The organism is Streptomyces sp. NPDC058274 (assembly GCF_042881375.1).
Taxonomy (GTDB): Bacteria; Actinomycetota; Actinomycetes; order Streptomycetales; family Streptomycetaceae; genus Streptomyces.
In genome coordinates, this window is the sequence record NZ_JBHVXW010000025.1 from 116,942 (window position 1) to 132,753 (window position 15,812).

Sequence of the window (15,812 nt, forward strand, 5' to 3'; positions counted from 1 at the left end):
ACAGTTGACCACTGGCACGGAACCCCATCCGAACAGCGGCGGCGTACGGGCCGGTACGCGCGCCGCGATCACCGCCCCGCATCTGCGGACCGACCGCTGGTGGCTGGCGCCCGCCGTCACCGCGGCCGGGCTGCTGGCCTTCATCGTCTACTCGACGTGGCGGGCCTTCGCGGACACGGACTACTACTCGGCCCCGTACGTGTCGCCGTTCTACTCGCCGTGTCTGGCCGAGCGGTGCCAGACCATGCACTCCGGGCCCAACGCGGACCTCTTCGGGAGCTGGTGGGGCATCTCCCCCGCCATCCTCATCCTGATCTTCCCGCTCGGCTTCCGGCTGACCTGCTACTACTACCGCAAGGCCTACTACCGCGGTTTCTGGGCGAGCCCGCCGGCCTGCGCGGTCGCGGAGCCGCACAAGAAGTACACCGGCGAGACCCGCTTCCCGCTGGTGCTCCAGAACATCCACCGGTACTTCTTCTACGCGGCCATCGTCGTCGCCGGCATCCTGACGTACGACACCGTGCTCTCCTTCCGCAACGAGGAGTACCAGTGGGGACACATGGGGCTCGGCACCCTGGTCTTCCTGCTCAACATCACGCTGATCTGGCTGTACACCCTCTCGTGCCACTCCTGCCGGCACATCGTCGGCGGGAAGCTGAAGCACTTCTCCAAGCATCCCGTGCGCTACCGGATGTGGCAGTGGGTCGGGAAGCTGAATGCCCGTCACATGCTGCTCGCCTGGGCGTCGTTGGTGAGCGTGGCGCTCGCCGACTTCTACGTGTACCTGGTCGCGTCCGGCGCCTTTGACGATCCGAGGTTTTTCTGATGGCCGTTGTGGACCGCCAGGAGTGGGACGTCGTCGTGGTCGGGGCCGGGGGCGCCGGGCTCAGGGCGGCCATCGAGGCACGGGAACGCGGCGCGCGTACGGCCGTGATCTGCAAGTCGCTGTTCGGCAAGGCGCACACGGTGATGGCCGAGGGCGGCATCGCGGCCGCCATGGGCAACGTCAACTCCGGCGACAACTGGCAGGTGCACTTCCGCGACACCATGCGCGGCGGGAAGTTCCTGAACCAGTGGCGCATGGCCGAGCTGCATGCCCAGGAAGCCCCGGACCGCGTATGGGAGTTGGAGACCTGGGGCGCCCTCTTCGACCGCACCGGGGACGGGCGGATCTCGCAGCGCAACTTCGGCGGGCACGAGTACCCGCGGCTGGCGCATGTCGGCGACCGCACGGGGCTCGAACTGATCCGGACCCTCCAGCAGAAGATCGTGGCCCTCCAGCAGGAGGACATGAAGGAGACGGGTGACTACGAGAGCCGTCTGAAGGTGTATCAGGAGTGCACGGTCACCCGGGTCCTGAAGGACGGCAGCCGGGTCGCCGGCGCGTTCTGCTACGAGCGCGAGTCGGGTCGTTTCTTCGTCCTCGAAGCGCCTTCCGTGGTGATCGCCACCGGTGGCATCGGCAAGTCCTTCAAGGTGACGTCGAACTCGTGGGAGTACACGGGCGACGGACACGCGCTCGCGCTGCTCGCCGGAGCGCCCCTGCTGAACATGGAGTTCGTGCAGTTCCACCCGACGGGCATGGTCTGGCCGCCGTCCGTGAAGGGCATCCTCGTCACCGAGTCGGTGCGCGGCGACGGCGGAGTGCTCAGGAACTCCGACGGAAAACGCTTCATGTTCGACTACATCCCCGACGTCTTCAAGGAGAAGTACGCGCAGTCCGAGGAGGAGGGCGACCGCTGGTACGAGGATCCGGACCGCAACCGGCGTCCCCCCGAACTGCTCCCCCGCGACGAGGTCGCGCGCGCCATCAACTCCGAGGTGAAGGCGGGCCGCGGCTCCCCGCACGGCGGTGTCTTCCTGGACGTCTCGACCCGGATGCCGGCCGAGGTGATCCGGCGCCGGCTCCCGTCCATGTACCACCAGTTCAAGGAGCTGGCGGACGTCGACATCACCGCCGAGGCGATGGAGGTCGGCCCAACCTGTCACTACGTGATGGGCGGCATCGCGGTCGAGTCGGACACGGCGGCCGCGCGCGGGGTGCCGGGGCTGTACGCGGCCGGTGAGGTCGCCGGCGGTATGCACGGCTCCAACCGGCTCGGCGGCAACTCGCTGTCCGACCTGCTGGTCTTCGGGCGCCGGGCGGGCCTGCACGCGGCCGAGCACGCCACCGGGCTCACCGGGGCACGTCCCGCCGTGGACGACGTCCAGATCGACACGGCGGCCGCGGAGGCGCTGCGGCCCTTCTCCGCGGAAGGCCCCGAGCCGGGCCAGGGGAACGGGCGTCCGCCGGAGAACCCGTACACCCTCCATCAGGAGCTCCAGCAGACGATGAACGACCTGGTCGGCATCATCCGGCGCGAGGGCGAGATGGCACAGGCCCTGGAGAAGCTGGCGGATCTGCGGGTGCGCGCCCGCCGGGCGGGGGTGGAGGGGCACCGGCAGTTCAACCCCGGCTGGCACCTCGCCCTGGACCTGCGCAACATGCTCCTCGTCAGCGAGTGCGTCGCCCGGGCCGCGCTGGAGCGCACCGAGTCCCGCGGCGGCCACACCCGCGAGGACCACCCGGCGATGGACCGCACCTGGCGCCGGGTCAACCTGCTGTGCCAACTGACCGATCCGACGGGCGGGCTGGCCGCCACGGATCCGGTACGCGGTCAGATCGACCTCGTCCGCGAGACCACCGAGCCCATCCGTCCCGACCTGCTGGCCCTCTTCGAGAAAGAGGAGCTGGTCAAGTACCTCGCCGAAGAGGAGCTCTACGAGTGAGCAGCTACGAGGCCCGCTTCAAGGTGTGGCGCGGGGACGTGCAGGGCGGCGGCCTGGAGGACTTCGGGGTCGAGGTCAACGACGGTGAGGTGGTGCTGGACATCATCCACCGCCTCCAGGCGACCCAGGCACCCGACCTGGCCGTGCGCTGGAACTGCAAGGCCGGCAAGTGCGGTTCGTGCTCGGCGGAGATCAACGGACGGCCGCGACTGCTGTGCATGACGCGGATGTCGGTGTTCACCCGGGAGGAGACGATCACCGTCACCCCGCTGCGCGCCTTCCCGGTCATCCGCGACCTGGTGACGAACGTCGGCTTCAACTACGCCAAGGCCCGGGAGGTGCCGGCCTTCGTGCCGCCGGCCGGCGTGGGTCCGGGCGAGTACCGGATGCAGCAGGAGGACGTGGACCGCTCCCAGGAGTTCCGCAAGTGCATCGAGTGCTTCCTGTGCCAGGACACCTGCCATGTCGTCCGTGACCACGAGGAGAACAAGCCGGCGTTCGCCGGACCCCGCTTCCTGATGCGGGTCGCCGAACTCGACATGCATCCCCTGGACGCGGCCGCCGACTCCGGCCTGGACCGCAAGCGCACCGCCCAGGACGAACACGGCCTCGGCTACTGCAACATCACCAAGTGCTGCACGGAGGTCTGCCCCGAAGGCATCAAGATCACGGACAACGCCCTGATCCCGCTGAAGGAACGCGCGGTCGACCGCAAGTACGACCCGCTGGTGTGGCTGGGGTCGAAGATCAGGCGGCGGCAGCCGTAGGGCTGGGGCTCAGCGGGAGGCGGGGCCGCTCTGCGCGGGAGGGTCAACGGACGGCCCAGCCCTCCTGGTACGCCGTCCAGTCCTTCTCCCGTGCCGCGAAGTCCACGTACAGGGCGACACCGAAGCGTTCGCGCGTGCGGTCGGTGCGGGACAGGCCCAGGCGCACACCGCGGACCGCTGCCGGGACCGTCTCGGCGCCTCCGTGGTGACTCAGGTTGTCCTCGTAGTAGAAGGGCAGCCCCATCAGCAAGTCCGTTGATTCCGGGGTGACTTCGAGCGCCAGGGACGTCTGCTGGGCGACGTAGCCGCCGTAGAGGCTCTCCAGCGGCATGGCCGTGTCGTACGACATGACGGCGATCTGGTCGACGCGGCGCGCGACTTGGCCGAAGTACGCCTGGGACCACCACTTGGGGTGTCCCGAGAGGGTGCCCCTGATGGAGTGCGCCGCCGGCAACGGGTCGATCTGGTGGGCGGCGACGGAGAGCGGGACGCCCGCGGCCCGGGTGACTCGGTGCAGATCGTCGAGGAGGGCGAGGTAGTTCCGGTCGTCCGAGTGCAGCGGCTCCAGGTCGAAGTGGGCGCCGTCGAAGCCGGCCGCGAGGATCTGCCGGGTGGAACGGACCACTGCGGCCCGGGTGTCCGCGCGCTCAAGACGCAGCCCGACCGGCCCCTCGGTCGCCAGCTCGTCGCCGAGCCAGGCCTGCACGCGTACGCCGGGCAGCTCGCGGTGGACGGCCCCGATCAGCCAACGTGCTTCCGGGTACGCGGACTTGGGCAGCGTTCCATCGTGCTCCAACGGTCCCGCGTGCACGTACAGGTCCCGGATGCCGGTCGCGCGCAGCCGCTCCGCGAGGGCCACGACGTCCGCGTCCCGCTTCCGCCCGTCGACCCAGGCGTGGCCCAGCCAGATCGCGTCCCGGTCTCTGGTCCGGGTGCCGGATGCCGGGTCGCCGGCGTAGTTGACGCGCAGGGCGACACCGGCCGCCAGCGTCGGCAGCACGAGGACCAGGACGAGCGCGAGGGCGATCCGCTTGGGCCACCGCAGTGCGGGCCGCCGCCACGACCGGCGGACGCGACCGACCCACGCGGGCCCGCGCCGCGGTATCGCACCGGGCTCGGCCGCCTCTTCGGGCTCCGGGGACTCCGGGGACTCCGGGGACTCCGGGGACTCCGGGGACTCCGGGGACTCCGGGGACTCCGGGGACTCCGGGGAGCCCACTGCCTCCGGCACCGGCTCACCCCCTCGGTGCTCCGCCGCCGCCCCTTCCCCCTGCTGCCCCGCCTCGGATTCTTCCCGCCCCGTGTTCATCCCCCACGCCCCTCCGGTACCCCTGTGAACCCTCCGTACCTTAGGCGGCGGCCCTTTGGCGCATCCCGGTCGCGCGGGCGTGCATGCGGTCATACGCTCCCAAATGTGACGTCGCCTCCGAACCGCAGCCGCTCGCGCCGAGCGGCGTCGCACATAGGCGTGCGGGTGGCGCATGCCGTGTTCGGGATGCTGGTGGCGGTCGGCTGGCTGGTGGCGCCGATCGCCGCGGCCAGTGCGGACGATCCCGTGAACCGGTCGGCCGACGGGCTGAGGACCTCCATATCCGGTGCGCCCCTGTCACCGCCGGCCGGCGGGACGGACCCGGCCGGACCGGGCGTCCGTACCGACGCCACCCGCGCCGCACCGGCCGAGGACGAGACGTCCACCGGCGACCTCGCGCTGCCCCTGGTGGCGGCCGTGGCCGCGGGCACGCTGGCGGCGTACAGCTATCTGCGACGCAAGCGGCGCGCCCATACGCGTACGACTCCCGGCGGGGCCCCACCCCGGAACGCGACCGCCGACGACTCCGCCGAGCCGACAGAGCCAACAGAGCCAACAGAGGCGACAGAGGCGACAGAGGCGACACAGCCGTCAGGACCGGCAGAACCGAGCGTGCCGGCAGTGGCGGCGGACCCGACCGGCCCGGCACCGGGGCCCGACCGCGGCCGGGATTCCGTCGCCTCCGAGGCCCCGGACGCCCCGGACAGCGTGGAAAGCCCCCACCGCCCCCGTCACCCCCGTCCGGGGGACTGACGTCAGAACAGGCTCAGCAGCGCCTCGGCCGGGTCGGCGAGGCCCGTCTCCCCGTCGGGCAGCGGGAGTTCGAACCAGACCGTCTTGCCGCGAGGCGTACGCCGGGAGCCCCAGGAGGCGGACAGCAGCCCGACGAGCTGGAGGCCCCGCCCGCCCTCGTCCGTGTCGCGCGCCCGGCGCCGGCGCGGCTGCACGAGTCCCGCGTCCCAGACCTCGCACACCAGCGTCCGGTCGAGCAGCAGCCGCAGTCTGATCTCGCCCTCGCCGTAGCGGAGGGCGTTCGTCACCAGTTCACTGACCAGCAGCTCCGCCGTGTCGACCAGCGGTTCCAGGTCCCACGCCTGCAGCTGGACGCGGGCGTACTCACGGGCGCGGCCCACGCTGCGCGGCTCGCGCGGCAGCGTCCAGTCGCCGACGGAATCGGCGGGCAGCCCCTGGACACGGGCCATCAGCAGCGCGATGTCGTCCTCGCCGTGGTGCGTGTCGAGGGTGCTGAGGACGTGGTCGCAGACGTCCTCCAGCGGGCTCGAGGGGTCCGTGAGCGCTCCGACGAACGCCTGGAGGCCCTCGTCGAGGGGATGGTCGCGCGATTCGACCAGTCCATCCGTGTAGAGCGCCAGCAGAGCACCTTCCGGAAGCTCGACCTCGACCTCCTCGAAGGGCTCGCCGCCGACACCGAGCGGCATGCCCGGCGGCACGTCGAGCATCAGCGCGGCCTCGCCGGGTTCGACCAGCACCGGCGGCAGATGGCCCGCGTTGGCGAACGTGCACCGGCGGGTGACGGAGTCGTAGACCGCGTACACGCAGGTGGCGAGGTAGACCTCGGAGAGATCGGCGTCGCGTGGCTGGCGGGCCGCGCGCGTGGCCTGCTGGACCCCGCCGGGCGTACCGAGTCCGCGGGCGATCTCGTCCAACGCCGAGAGCACCTCGGCCGGTTCGAGATCGAGCAGCGCCAAGGTGCGTACGGCGGTGCGGAGTTCACCCATGGCGACGGCGGCGCGCAGACCGCGGCCCATCACGTCGCCGACGACCAGCGCGGTGCGGTGTCCGGGGAGTTCGATGACGTCGAACCAGTCGCCGCCGACCTCGGTGGCCGCGTTGCCCGGGAGATAGCGGCAGGCGATGTCCAGTCCCGAGGCCTCCGGGTCGCCCGGCGGCAGCAGGGACCGCTGCAGGATCAGGGCCCGCTCGTGTTCGCGGCGGTACAGGCGGGCGTTGTCGATACAGACCGCGGCGCGGGCGGCGAGCTCCACCGCGAGAGCCCGGTCGCGTTCGCCGAACGGCTCGCTGCCCTTCGTCCGGGAGAACTGCACCAGGCCCACGACCGTGTCGTGCGCGACCATCGGCACGGCCAGCGTGGACTGGATGAGTCCGCCCTCCTCGGCGGGGAGGTACTGGGGCCGCGCGGTGCGCAGGGCGTCGGCGCACGGCGAGTTGAAGGAGTAGTGGTGGACCGCGCCGACGGCGACGGGCGCGGGCCCGCCGACGAAGGGGGTGTCGGAGACGGCGCTGGAGAAGGCGACCCGGCGCAGCTCGGCGCTTCCGTCGGCCATCCCGGGCGGTGCCTCGTCGCCGGCCAGGAGTCCTTGGTAGAGGTCGACGGTCGCGAGGTCGCAGAAGCCGGGGACGACGACGTCGAGGAGTTCGCGGGCGGTGGTCTCCAGGTCGAGGGAGTTGCCGATGCGGGCGCCGGCCTCGTTCAGGAGGGCCAGGTTGCGCCGGGCGGCGGCGGCTTCGCGGGCGGCGGCGCGGCGGCTGGTGATGTCGGTGCCGAGCCAGGCGATGCCGATGGGCCGGCCGGTGCCGCTGTGCACCCGGTAGAGGTTGATCGACCAGTGGCGGCGCTCGTCGGAGTCCGGCGCCCGGCCCGTGACGTGCATGTCCGTGATGGAGTTGCCGGTCTCCAGGACGCGGCGCAGGGTCGCGGCGACGCGCTCGGCCTCCGCGCGCGGCAGATAGTCGTGGACGGTACGGCCGCGGTGGTCGTCGACCGTCCCGCCGAAGACGGAGGCGAAGCGCTCGTTGGCCCGGCGGATCCGCAGGTCGGTGTCGATCAGCAGGAAACCGAACGGAGATTGACCGAAAATCGCCTGCGAAGCGGCAAGGTCCGTCTCGATCCGGCGCAGGGTGCGGACATCCACGACGATGCACACGGCGGCCCGCTCGCCGTCCTCGGTCGTGGTGGGCATCACATAGACCTCGGCGAGACCCTCGGCCCCGGTGCCGCCCTCCTCGGGCGACGGCATACGGAAGGGGACCACTCCGGTCCACTCCCGGCCGTCCAGGATCTCGGCCATCTTGCGGTGGCCCCGGTCGCGCTGGTCGTCGGCGACGAACGCGTCGATGGGATCCATGCCGACGGCCTGCTCGGCGGTGATGCCGAAGATCAGCTCGGCCCGCTTGCTCCACTGGTCGACGAGCCCGTCAGGGCCGATGGAGAACGACGCGACCTTGATGTAGTCGTAGATCGAGCCGGGTGGGCTGCTCTGCCACATGGCGTCGCCCGCACTCTCCGCGTCGCCCGTGGGCCCCGCGGACACGACGGGCGGAACCGCGCCCACGGCGTCGGCCCTCGGACCGTCCGACGGGTCCTCGGACCCCGTGGCCTTCGCTGGTATCTCGCTCACGCGAACCGTCCCCTCCAGCTCACCGCGTCCGGCACCGGTCACCGGGGGCGGCTGCCCGCAGTATCCAGCACTACGGCGCCGCACAACACGGTGTTCACGATCACAGCACGGTCCCGATGGTTTTTGGACCGGCCGGCACATACTCCCAGTCTTCTAACCAGGTGGGGCGTCGTCGAATCAAAGACTCCAGTCGGAGTCACTGGCCGGATCTTTTCGATCCACCCCAGGTGGGCGTCCCATACGCCCGCGCGCAGGGTCGGGTGCCCGCGCGCAGGACGCCCATGCGCGCCGTAAACGCGCCCGCACTCCCCGCCGCACACCCCGCGTCATCCGGGGACCACCAGCTCGAACCAGACCGTCTTGCCCGAGTCGCCGGGCCGGGTCCCCCAGCGGCGCGAGGAGCCCGCCACCAGCTGGAGGCCGCGGCCGCTCTCGTCGTCCGCGTCGGCGGCGCGCTCCCGGGGCGGGTCGGGGAGCGGGTCGGAGACCTCGACCAGCAGGGCGTCCGGGACGTCGGCGGGGCGCGTCAGACGGACGCCGATGGGGCCCGTGGCATGCCGCAGGGAGTTGGTCACCAGCTCGCTGACCAGCAGCGCGGTGATATCGCTGAGACCGTCGAGGCCCCAGGTGCCGAGCTGGGTCCGGACCAGTGCGCGAGCGGTGCGTACGGCGCCCGGCTCCGCGGGAAAGGTCCACTCGGCGCATTCGCCTTCGGTGTGGAGCACGCCGATCACTTCCCAGGCCAGAAGCCCACCCATGTCCGCTTTCGTGGGGTTAATGGGCACATACCCGATATCCGGGGTCCTTTACCGCCCCCGCGGGCGCACTGTGGCACGAACGGCACGAACGGCGTACGAGACGGCGGCCCCGGACCTCACACGCGCCCCACGCCCCGGCCCCCGCCTCCGCCGCGCCGGACCCGGGCAGCCGGAGGCGTCGAACGCTACGGCCGCCGGCCTGCCGCACCCGGCACGGAATCCGTGCCGCTGCCGGTCCCGGCACCGGCGCCCGTGCCGGCGCCCCACCCCGCGAGGGTGGCGCGCACGGCGGGGACGTCCTGGTCCAGCCAGTCGACGTCCCAGATCTCGCCGGGGGTCAGCCAGCGCAGCTCGTCATGGTCCTGGAGGGGCTCGGGCCGGCCGGAGAGGAGGCGGGCGGTCCAGACCCGCAGCACGTAGCCGGGCTTCAGGGGCCACTCCCCCGGGACGCGCTCGACCGGTTCCGCCTCGACGCCGAGCTCCTCGCGCAGCTCACGCACGAGGGCCGCTTCGGGGGCCTCGCCGGGCTCGACCTTGCCGCCGGGCAGCTCCCAGCGGCCCGCCAGTTCGGGGGGCGCACTGCGGCGCGCGGCGAGGAGGCGTCCGTCGCTCAGGAGGGCGGCTCCGACCACCACGATCCGTTCCGTCATGGACGGGAGCCTACGGGAGCGGTGCGGGGCTGTCGGCGGGCCGGAACGTCCGGTGGCGGGGCCGGATCCGGCGTCGGATCACCTGGTTCCGTTCTGCCCGATCCGCTCGACCCAGTAGAGCTGCTTGTGTCCGCGGTCGTCGAGACTGTCCGCGATTTTCTGGGCCTCGGCGCGGGTCGCGTACCTGCCCACGCGGTAGCGATTGCCGTTGTCGTCCTGCCGGACGACGAGCCAGGGGAGAGTGGTCGTGCCGTCGTTCATCGCGCCCCTCCGCTTCCCGCCCCCGGGCTGCGCTGCGCCCCGCCCACTAAGGAAACCGCAATCCGCATATGCCCGAGCCTACGCCTTACCTTCACGCAGCGAATACGGGATTTCACAAAGAGGTACGCAACCGGCCATGACGCAGGGGGCGCACGACGCCGGACGCGCCGTCGGCACACCAACGCCCGTCCGCCGAACAGGAGGCATGGGACGCGGCAGGGCGCACGGACACAACGTACGAGAACGTCCGGAATCCAACTGCCTTGCACCCGGCGCCACTTCGCGGGCCACGGGCGGCCGGCGCCGCTATTTGACGGGCAGGTGGTACGCCACTCGGTAGCGGTCCGCCGGGACGACCACGTCGGCCGTCTCGACCGGTCGCCCCGAGGCGAAGTACGTCCGCTGGACGACCACGACCACGTGGCCGGGTACGCCGCCCAGCGCGTGGAGTTCCTCGGCGAGGCCGGGGCGGGCGCCGACCTCCTCCGTCACGTTGTCCACGATCACGTCGATGGCCGCCATGCGCTCGACGACGCCCATGCCGCCGAGGGGGCCTTCCTCGGGAAGCATCACCGGCGTACGCCCGGTGACGGCGAGGGGCTCCCAGGAGGTGGAGAGCATCATCGCCTCGCCCGCGTCCCGGAACACGTACTTGGTGCACATCACCCGGTCGCCGGGCCGGATGGCCAGGCGCTCGGCGATCCCGTGACTGGCCTCGGCCTGCTCGCTGTGCGACTCCCAGGTGCCGCGCGCGGAGGCGTCGGCCTGCTCCTGGCGGAACGGGGTCGCGCCGCTGTCCGGGCGGTACCCGGAGCGGGCGACCCGGCGCGGCACCGGCCGCTCCCGCACATAGGTGCCGGACCCGGAACGGCCCTCGACCAGGCCCTCCGCCATCAGCACCTTGCGCGCCTCCAGCGCCACGGTGTCCGAGACGCCGTACTCCTCGCGGATTCTGGCCTGGGACGGGAGCCGGGTGTGCGGTGGCAGCGAACCGTCGACGATCTTCTTGCGGAGATCACCCGCGACGCGCAGGTAGGCCGGCTGCTCACCGAAAGTCACTGGCCACTCCCATCAGGTTGTACAGACAGCAACAGCCTGGCAACCGTGGGTTGTCCCATGCAAGCAAAGGCCAGAGAATCACTCGATGTGATGACTTGTACGGGGCGGGGGCTTTACGCAGGCACTTTCTCCCCGCTATAGCGGCCGTCACACCTCGGCGCCGGTACCGCCTCCCCCGCCGTCCTCGCCGCCGCCGTCCTCGTCGTACGCCGGCGGGGTGGTGGCGAGGCCCAGAGCCTTGCGTGCGGTGACCGCCCGGGCCGGGTCGATGAGCTTCGAGCCCTTCTCGTAGTGGGGGTAGAAGGCGTCCGCGTCCGATGCCTCCGCCGCCGCTGCCCACTCCTTGCGCGCCGCCTCGATGTCCTTGACCAGGGCGGCCACGGGCTTCTCGGCGGCCGGGGCGAAGGAGTGGTCGCGCAGCAGGCCGGCCTGCTCCTCGAGCGCGTCCGACATCCTGGTCGCCCACTCCTTGTGACCCGGCAGGTCGTCCTCGACGTACTCCTCGTCGGGCGCCGTGTCCATCGCCGCGTTCAGGACGTGCGCCGCCTTCAGATAGGCGACCTGGTCCGCGTCGAGCGTCGAGGCGTCGTTGCGCAGGGAACCCTTCAGGCTCGCCGTCTCGTCCGTGTTGCCGAACATGCAGGTGATCTCGCGGTCGCCCAGCTTCCAGCTCTGCCGGGTGGGCGTGAAGTAGTAGACGTCCACGTCGTCCGGGACGGCCCAGTAGTCCATGGCGTACTGGTCCTGGAGGGTGAAGCACTTCGTGTCGGCGACGTCGGTGACCTTGCTGTCGCCGGGGTAACCGCCCGCCGGCATCGAGAAGTTCGCGAACACCTCGGCGTCGTGCTCACCCGCGCACGACACCCGGTCGACGTCGTACGCCATGCCTTCGAGAGAGCCGCCCGGCGTGTTGAAGCACTCGCCCTTGTCGACGGAGAAGGTGACTCCGCCGCCCGCGTCGTCCGCCGCGTCCTGGAATCCGTCCCAGAAGTCGCGGGCGCCGCCGCCGGCGAAGGTGAGCACGAGCAGCAGGACACCGATCGACGACATCACGATGCCGCCCACCGCCATGCCCCTGCCCCGCTCGCCCCGCTTCTTGATCTGCGCCAGCGCGATGACCCCGAGGATCAGCCCGACGGCGGGCAGGAAGCAGAGGATGCCGAGGACGAGAGCCGCGATCGCGAGCCCGTTGACGGGCGACGGGCGGTTGTACGGCGAATAGCCCTGGCCCCACGTCCGGTACGGCCCCTGCACCGGATAGGGCTGCTGGTACGAGCCCTGGGACTGCGGTGCCTGCGGGTACGGCTGCGCGTACGGATCCGGGGACTGCGGTGCTTGCGGGTACGGCTGCCCGTACGGATCCGGGGACTGCTCGGGCCCGGGGGGCGGGGGTATGGCCACTGGCGCCTTGCTCCTCGTCCAGGTGTACGGAACGGCCGTACGGCGGTGTAGGGAACCGGCGTACGGCGCTGCGGACGTCCGTACGACCACCGTACGGACGTCGTACGGCTGGGCGCATCGTAAGCGCGGAGCAGGCGGAGGGGGAACGCGGGCCGCGAAGGCGACGATTCGGGCGCCCTCGCGGCCGGTCCCCGCGGCGGGCCGGGTCACGGCCCGCCGCGAGGACGACGTTCGGCTATTGGCCTTTGGTTACTGGTGGTTACTGGCCCTCGGTTGCCGGCCTTCGGTCAGAACTGCAGCGCCCAGGAGTCGATCTTCCCGGTGTCGACCGCCGCGTTGTCGCTGACCCGCAGCTTCCACGTGCCGTTGGCCACCTCGGAGGAGGCGTTCACGGAGTACGTGGTGTTGATGTTGTCCGAACCGCCGCCGGTCCCGTACGCCTTGAGCGTGTACGCCGAGCCGTCGGGCGCGACCAGCTGGACCTGGAGGTCGCCGATGTACGTGTGCACGATGTGGACCTCGACGGACAGGGCCGCCGGCGCGTTGCCGGTGACACCGCTGACGGTGACCGGCGACTCGACCGTGGCGTTGTCGTTGATCGCGTAGTCACCGGTGTTCTCGAAGCGCGAGCCGGGCGGGGTCGTCGTACCGCTGCCGACGTTCAGGAGGCGGTTGGGCGAGCCGGTGCCGGGGCCGGTGACGACGCCGGTGGAGGCGGCGGCGACCAGGCCGGAGGCGACCTGCGCGGGGGTGGAGCCGGGGTGGTCCGCCAGATAGAGCGCCGCCGCACCGGTCACGTGCGGTGTCGCCATCGACGTACCGGAGATGGTGTTCGTGGCCGTGTCGCTGGTGTTCCACGAGGACGTGATCGAGGAGCCCGGGGCGAAGATGTCCAGGACGGTGCCGAAGTTGGAGAAGCTGGAGCGCGCGTCGGTGGACGTGGTCGAGCCGACGGTGATGGCCTCACTGACGCGGGCGGGCGAGTAGTTGGAGGCATTGGCGTTGTCGTTGCCGGCCGCGACCGCGAAGGTGACGCCGGAGGCGATGGCGTTGCGGACGGCCGTGTCGAGCGCGCTGTCGGCGCCGCCGCCGAGCGACATGTTGGCGACGGACGGGCCGCTGTGGTTCTGGGCGACCCAGTCGATGCCCGCGACGACCTGGGCGGTCGTGCCGGAACCGGAGTTGTCGAGCACCCGGACGGCGACGATCTTCGCCTTCTTGGCGACGCCGTGCAGGGTGCCGGCCACCGTGCCCGCCACATGCGTGCCGTGGCCGTGGCCGTCCTGCGCGGTGTTGTCGTTGTCGATGGCGTCGTAGCCGTAGAAGGCCCGGCCGCCGAAGTCGCTGTGGGTGATGCGTACGCCGGTGTCGACGATGTACGCGGTCACGCCCTGCCCGGCCGAGTCCGGGTAGGTGTACTTGCTGTCCAGCGGCAGGTTCTTCTGGTCGATGCGGTCCAGGCCCCAGGAGGGCGGGCTGGTCTGGGTCGCGGCGAGGTGGAAGGTGCGGTTCTGGACCACGGAGGCGACGGCCGGGTCGGCGGCGAACCGTTTCGCCTCTGTCGGGGTGGCCTCGACCGCGTAGCCGTTCAGGGCCTTCTTGTACGTGCGCTCGATCTTGGCGCCGTACTCCTTGGCCAGGGCCTTGCCCTGGGCCGAGGTCGACTTCGCGGCGCTCGCGTCGAGGGTCACGATGTAGCTGTTCGCGACCGCGTTGGCCGCGCCGGCGTACTGGACGCGGCCCTCGCGGTCGGCCGCCGCGTGCGCGGGGAGTGCGGAGACGAGACCGAGGCCGAGGACGAGGGCCGCGGTTCCTGTTCCGGCCAGTCTTCGGCGGGTATGACGCATCACTGCCATCTGAGGGATCCTCCTCAATCGGTGGTGCGCTGGTGGGGGATGGTGCACGAACCGAGACGACAGGGGCATGCCAAGTGGCTCTGAGTTCGCTGTGGGGCCCCTGTGCGTCAGCCGAAAGATTGAGGCCTCCACAGGAATTGCACAAGGGCCCTGCGGGGGCGTAACGCGAGTGCCATAGGCCCGTCATGACACAACGTCACCAAACCGTCCATCTAACCTGCGGGCATGACTCTCTTGCCGGATTGTTTCTGCCCCGCGGACGGCACGCGCGTCCCCACCGACTCGCTCGCCTGGTGCTGCCCGGCCTGCGGCGGCCCGCTCGATCTGGACTTCTCCCCCACCCCGGCGAGCCTCAAATCCCTTGCGGGACGGGTCAATTCACTGTGGCGGTACGCGGAGAGCCTGCCGCTGGCGGCGCCGACGGTCAGCCTCGGCGAGGGCCGCACCCCCGTGGTGCCGCTGCGCGAGGGCATCTCGGCCAAGCTGGATTTTCTGATGCCGACCCTGTCGTTCAAGGACCGCGGCGCCGTGCTGCTGGCCGAGCTGGCGCTGCGGCTCGGGCCCCGGCAGGTGATCGCCGACAGCAGCGGCAACGCGGGCACGGCGATCGCCGCGTACTGCGCACGGGCCGCGCTGCCCTGCACCGTGTACGTCCCCGAGGGCACCTCCCCGAAGAAGCTGGAGCAGATCGGGGCGCACGGGGCGCGGCTGCGGGTCGTCGACGGGGACCGGGAGGCCGCCGCGGCCGCCGCGCGGGAGGCCGCTGACGACCCCGAGACCTTCTACGCCTCGCACGTCTTCAACCCCTACTTCCTGCACGGCACGAAGACCTACGTCCACGAGCTCTGGGAGGACCTCGGCGGACGGCTCCCCGAGGTGATCGTCGTCCCCGTCGGCAACGGCACCCTGCTCCTCGGCGCCGCCCTCGCCGTCGCCGAGCTGCATGCCGCCGGGCTCATCGACCGGCGCCCCGCCCTCTACGCCGTCCAGGCCGCCGCGGTCGCGCCGCTGGCCCACGCCTGGGCACAGGGCGCGGACGACCTGGTCGGCGCCACCGCGACGGCCCCCACCTTCGCCGAGGGCATCGCCATCCCCCGCCCCCCACGCGCCCGCCAGATCCTCCGCGCGGTCCGCGAGTCGGGCGGCACCTTCCTGACCGTCACCGAGGACCAGATCCGCCACGCCCAAATGGACCTGGCCTCCCGCGGCCTCTACGTCGAGTCGACCGGCACCGCCTGCTGGGCCGCCGTCCGCGAAGGCGCCCTCGGCGAGCGCACCGCGGTGGTGCCGTTGTGCGGGGCGGGGGCGAAGACGGGGTTGGCGCAGCCGTAGCCGGGGACTCAGCCCGTCCGGCGCTCGGGGCCGCGGCAAAATCCAGCCCGTCCGGCGCTCGGGGCCGCGGAAAAATTCAGCCCGTCCGGCTCCCAGGACCGGGGGCAGGAATCAGCCCGTCCGGCTCCTAGGACCGGGGGCAGATTCAGCCCGTCCGGCTCCCAGGACCGGGGGCAGAAATCAGCCCGTCCGGCTCCCAGGACCGGGGCAAGAATCAGCCCCTCCGGCGATTGAGGAGCGGGGTCTGGGGCGGAGCCCCAAGGCGGGACA

Annotated in this window: 13 protein-coding genes; 5 read left to right on the plus strand and 8 right to left on the minus strand. The window is 71.5% G+C overall.

Annotation, left to right across the window (positions count from 1 at the left end; translation table 11 throughout):
- The first annotated feature begins 4 nt into the window (after positions 1 to 4).
- From ACFVYF_RS34465 to ACFVYF_RS34475, 3 genes are read left to right on the plus strand one after another with little or no spacing between them, the layout of a single operon-like run.
- Positions 5 to 826, plus strand: coding sequence for a hypothetical protein (locus ACFVYF_RS34465; protein WP_389461783.1), 822 nt, complete (start codon positions 5 to 7; stop codon positions 824 to 826).
- Positions 826 to 2,769 carry a fumarate reductase/succinate dehydrogenase flavoprotein subunit gene (locus ACFVYF_RS34470; protein WP_389461785.1) on the plus strand — a complete coding sequence of 648 codons (1,944 nt, stop codon included), beginning with the start codon at positions 826 to 828 and terminating at the stop codon, positions 2,767 to 2,769. The genes ACFVYF_RS34465 and ACFVYF_RS34470 overlap by 1 nt, the downstream gene beginning before the upstream one ends.
- Complete coding sequence (locus ACFVYF_RS34475) at positions 2,766 to 3,536, plus strand: succinate dehydrogenase/fumarate reductase iron-sulfur subunit (RefSeq protein ID WP_389461786.1); 771 nt, start codon at positions 2,766 to 2,768, stop codon at positions 3,534 to 3,536. The genes ACFVYF_RS34470 and ACFVYF_RS34475 overlap by 4 nt, the downstream gene beginning before the upstream one ends.
- A 43-nt stretch (positions 3,537 to 3,579) precedes the next feature.
- Here ACFVYF_RS34475 and ACFVYF_RS34480 read toward each other — a convergent pair whose 3' ends face one another.
- On the minus strand, positions 3,580 to 4,845 hold the full coding sequence (locus tag ACFVYF_RS34480; protein ID WP_389461788.1) for a hypothetical protein: 1,266 nt from the start codon (positions 4,843 to 4,845) through the stop codon (positions 3,580 to 3,582).
- A gap of 105 nt (positions 4,846 to 4,950) precedes the next feature.
- Here ACFVYF_RS34480 and ACFVYF_RS34485 point away from each other — a divergent pair, with 105 nt between their 5' ends.
- The gene (locus ACFVYF_RS34485) at positions 4,951 to 5,598 is read left to right on the plus strand and encodes a hypothetical protein (RefSeq protein ID WP_389461790.1); all 648 of its coding nucleotides are present in this window, start codon (positions 4,951 to 4,953) and stop codon (positions 5,596 to 5,598) included.
- A 2-nt stretch (positions 5,599 to 5,600) separates the two neighbouring features.
- Here the strand turns inward: ACFVYF_RS34485 and ACFVYF_RS34490 are convergent, their stop codons facing one another.
- The 7 genes from ACFVYF_RS34490 to ACFVYF_RS34520 all read right to left on the minus strand — a co-directional run bounded on the left by ACFVYF_RS34490 (position 5,601) and on the right by ACFVYF_RS34520 (position 14,210).
- Positions 5,601 to 8,225, minus strand: coding sequence for a SpoIIE family protein phosphatase (locus ACFVYF_RS34490; RefSeq protein WP_389461792.1), 2,625 nt, complete (start codon positions 8,223 to 8,225; stop codon positions 5,601 to 5,603).
- Positions 8,226 to 8,551: 326 nt separating this feature from the next.
- Positions 8,552 to 8,983, minus strand: coding sequence for an ATP-binding protein (locus tag ACFVYF_RS34495; RefSeq protein ID WP_389461794.1), 432 nt, complete (start codon positions 8,981 to 8,983; stop codon positions 8,552 to 8,554).
- A gap of 185 nt (positions 8,984 to 9,168) precedes the next feature.
- Entirely contained in the window at positions 9,169 to 9,633 is a 465-nt protein-coding gene (locus tag ACFVYF_RS34500) for a (deoxy)nucleoside triphosphate pyrophosphohydrolase (protein WP_389461796.1), read from the minus strand.
- Between the two features lie 78 nt (positions 9,634 to 9,711).
- The gene (locus ACFVYF_RS34505) at positions 9,712 to 9,894 is read right to left on the minus strand and encodes an SPOR domain-containing protein (protein ID WP_389461798.1); all 183 of its coding nucleotides are present in this window, start codon (positions 9,892 to 9,894) and stop codon (positions 9,712 to 9,714) included.
- Positions 9,895 to 10,200: 306 nt separating this feature from the next.
- On the minus strand, positions 10,201 to 10,953 hold the full coding sequence (locus tag ACFVYF_RS34510; protein ID WP_389461800.1) for a GntR family transcriptional regulator: 753 nt from the start codon (positions 10,951 to 10,953) through the stop codon (positions 10,201 to 10,203).
- Between the two features lie 147 nt (positions 10,954 to 11,100).
- The gene (locus ACFVYF_RS34515; protein WP_389461802.1) at positions 11,101 to 12,354 is read right to left on the minus strand and encodes a DUF4190 domain-containing protein; all 1,254 of its coding nucleotides are present in this window, start codon (positions 12,352 to 12,354) and stop codon (positions 11,101 to 11,103) included.
- 287 nt (positions 12,355 to 12,641) lie between these two features.
- Positions 12,642 to 14,210 (minus strand): S8 family serine peptidase, encoded by a 1,569-nt coding sequence (locus ACFVYF_RS34520; protein WP_389461804.1) that lies wholly within the window; start codon positions 14,208 to 14,210, stop codon positions 12,642 to 12,644.
- Positions 14,211 to 14,435: 225 nt separating this feature from the next.
- Here ACFVYF_RS34520 and ACFVYF_RS34525 point away from each other — a divergent pair, with 225 nt between their 5' ends.
- Entirely contained in the window at positions 14,436 to 15,542 is a 1,107-nt protein-coding gene (locus ACFVYF_RS34525) for a pyridoxal-phosphate dependent enzyme (RefSeq protein ID WP_389461806.1), read from the plus strand.
- The last annotated feature ends 270 nt before the right edge of the window (positions 15,543 to 15,812 follow it).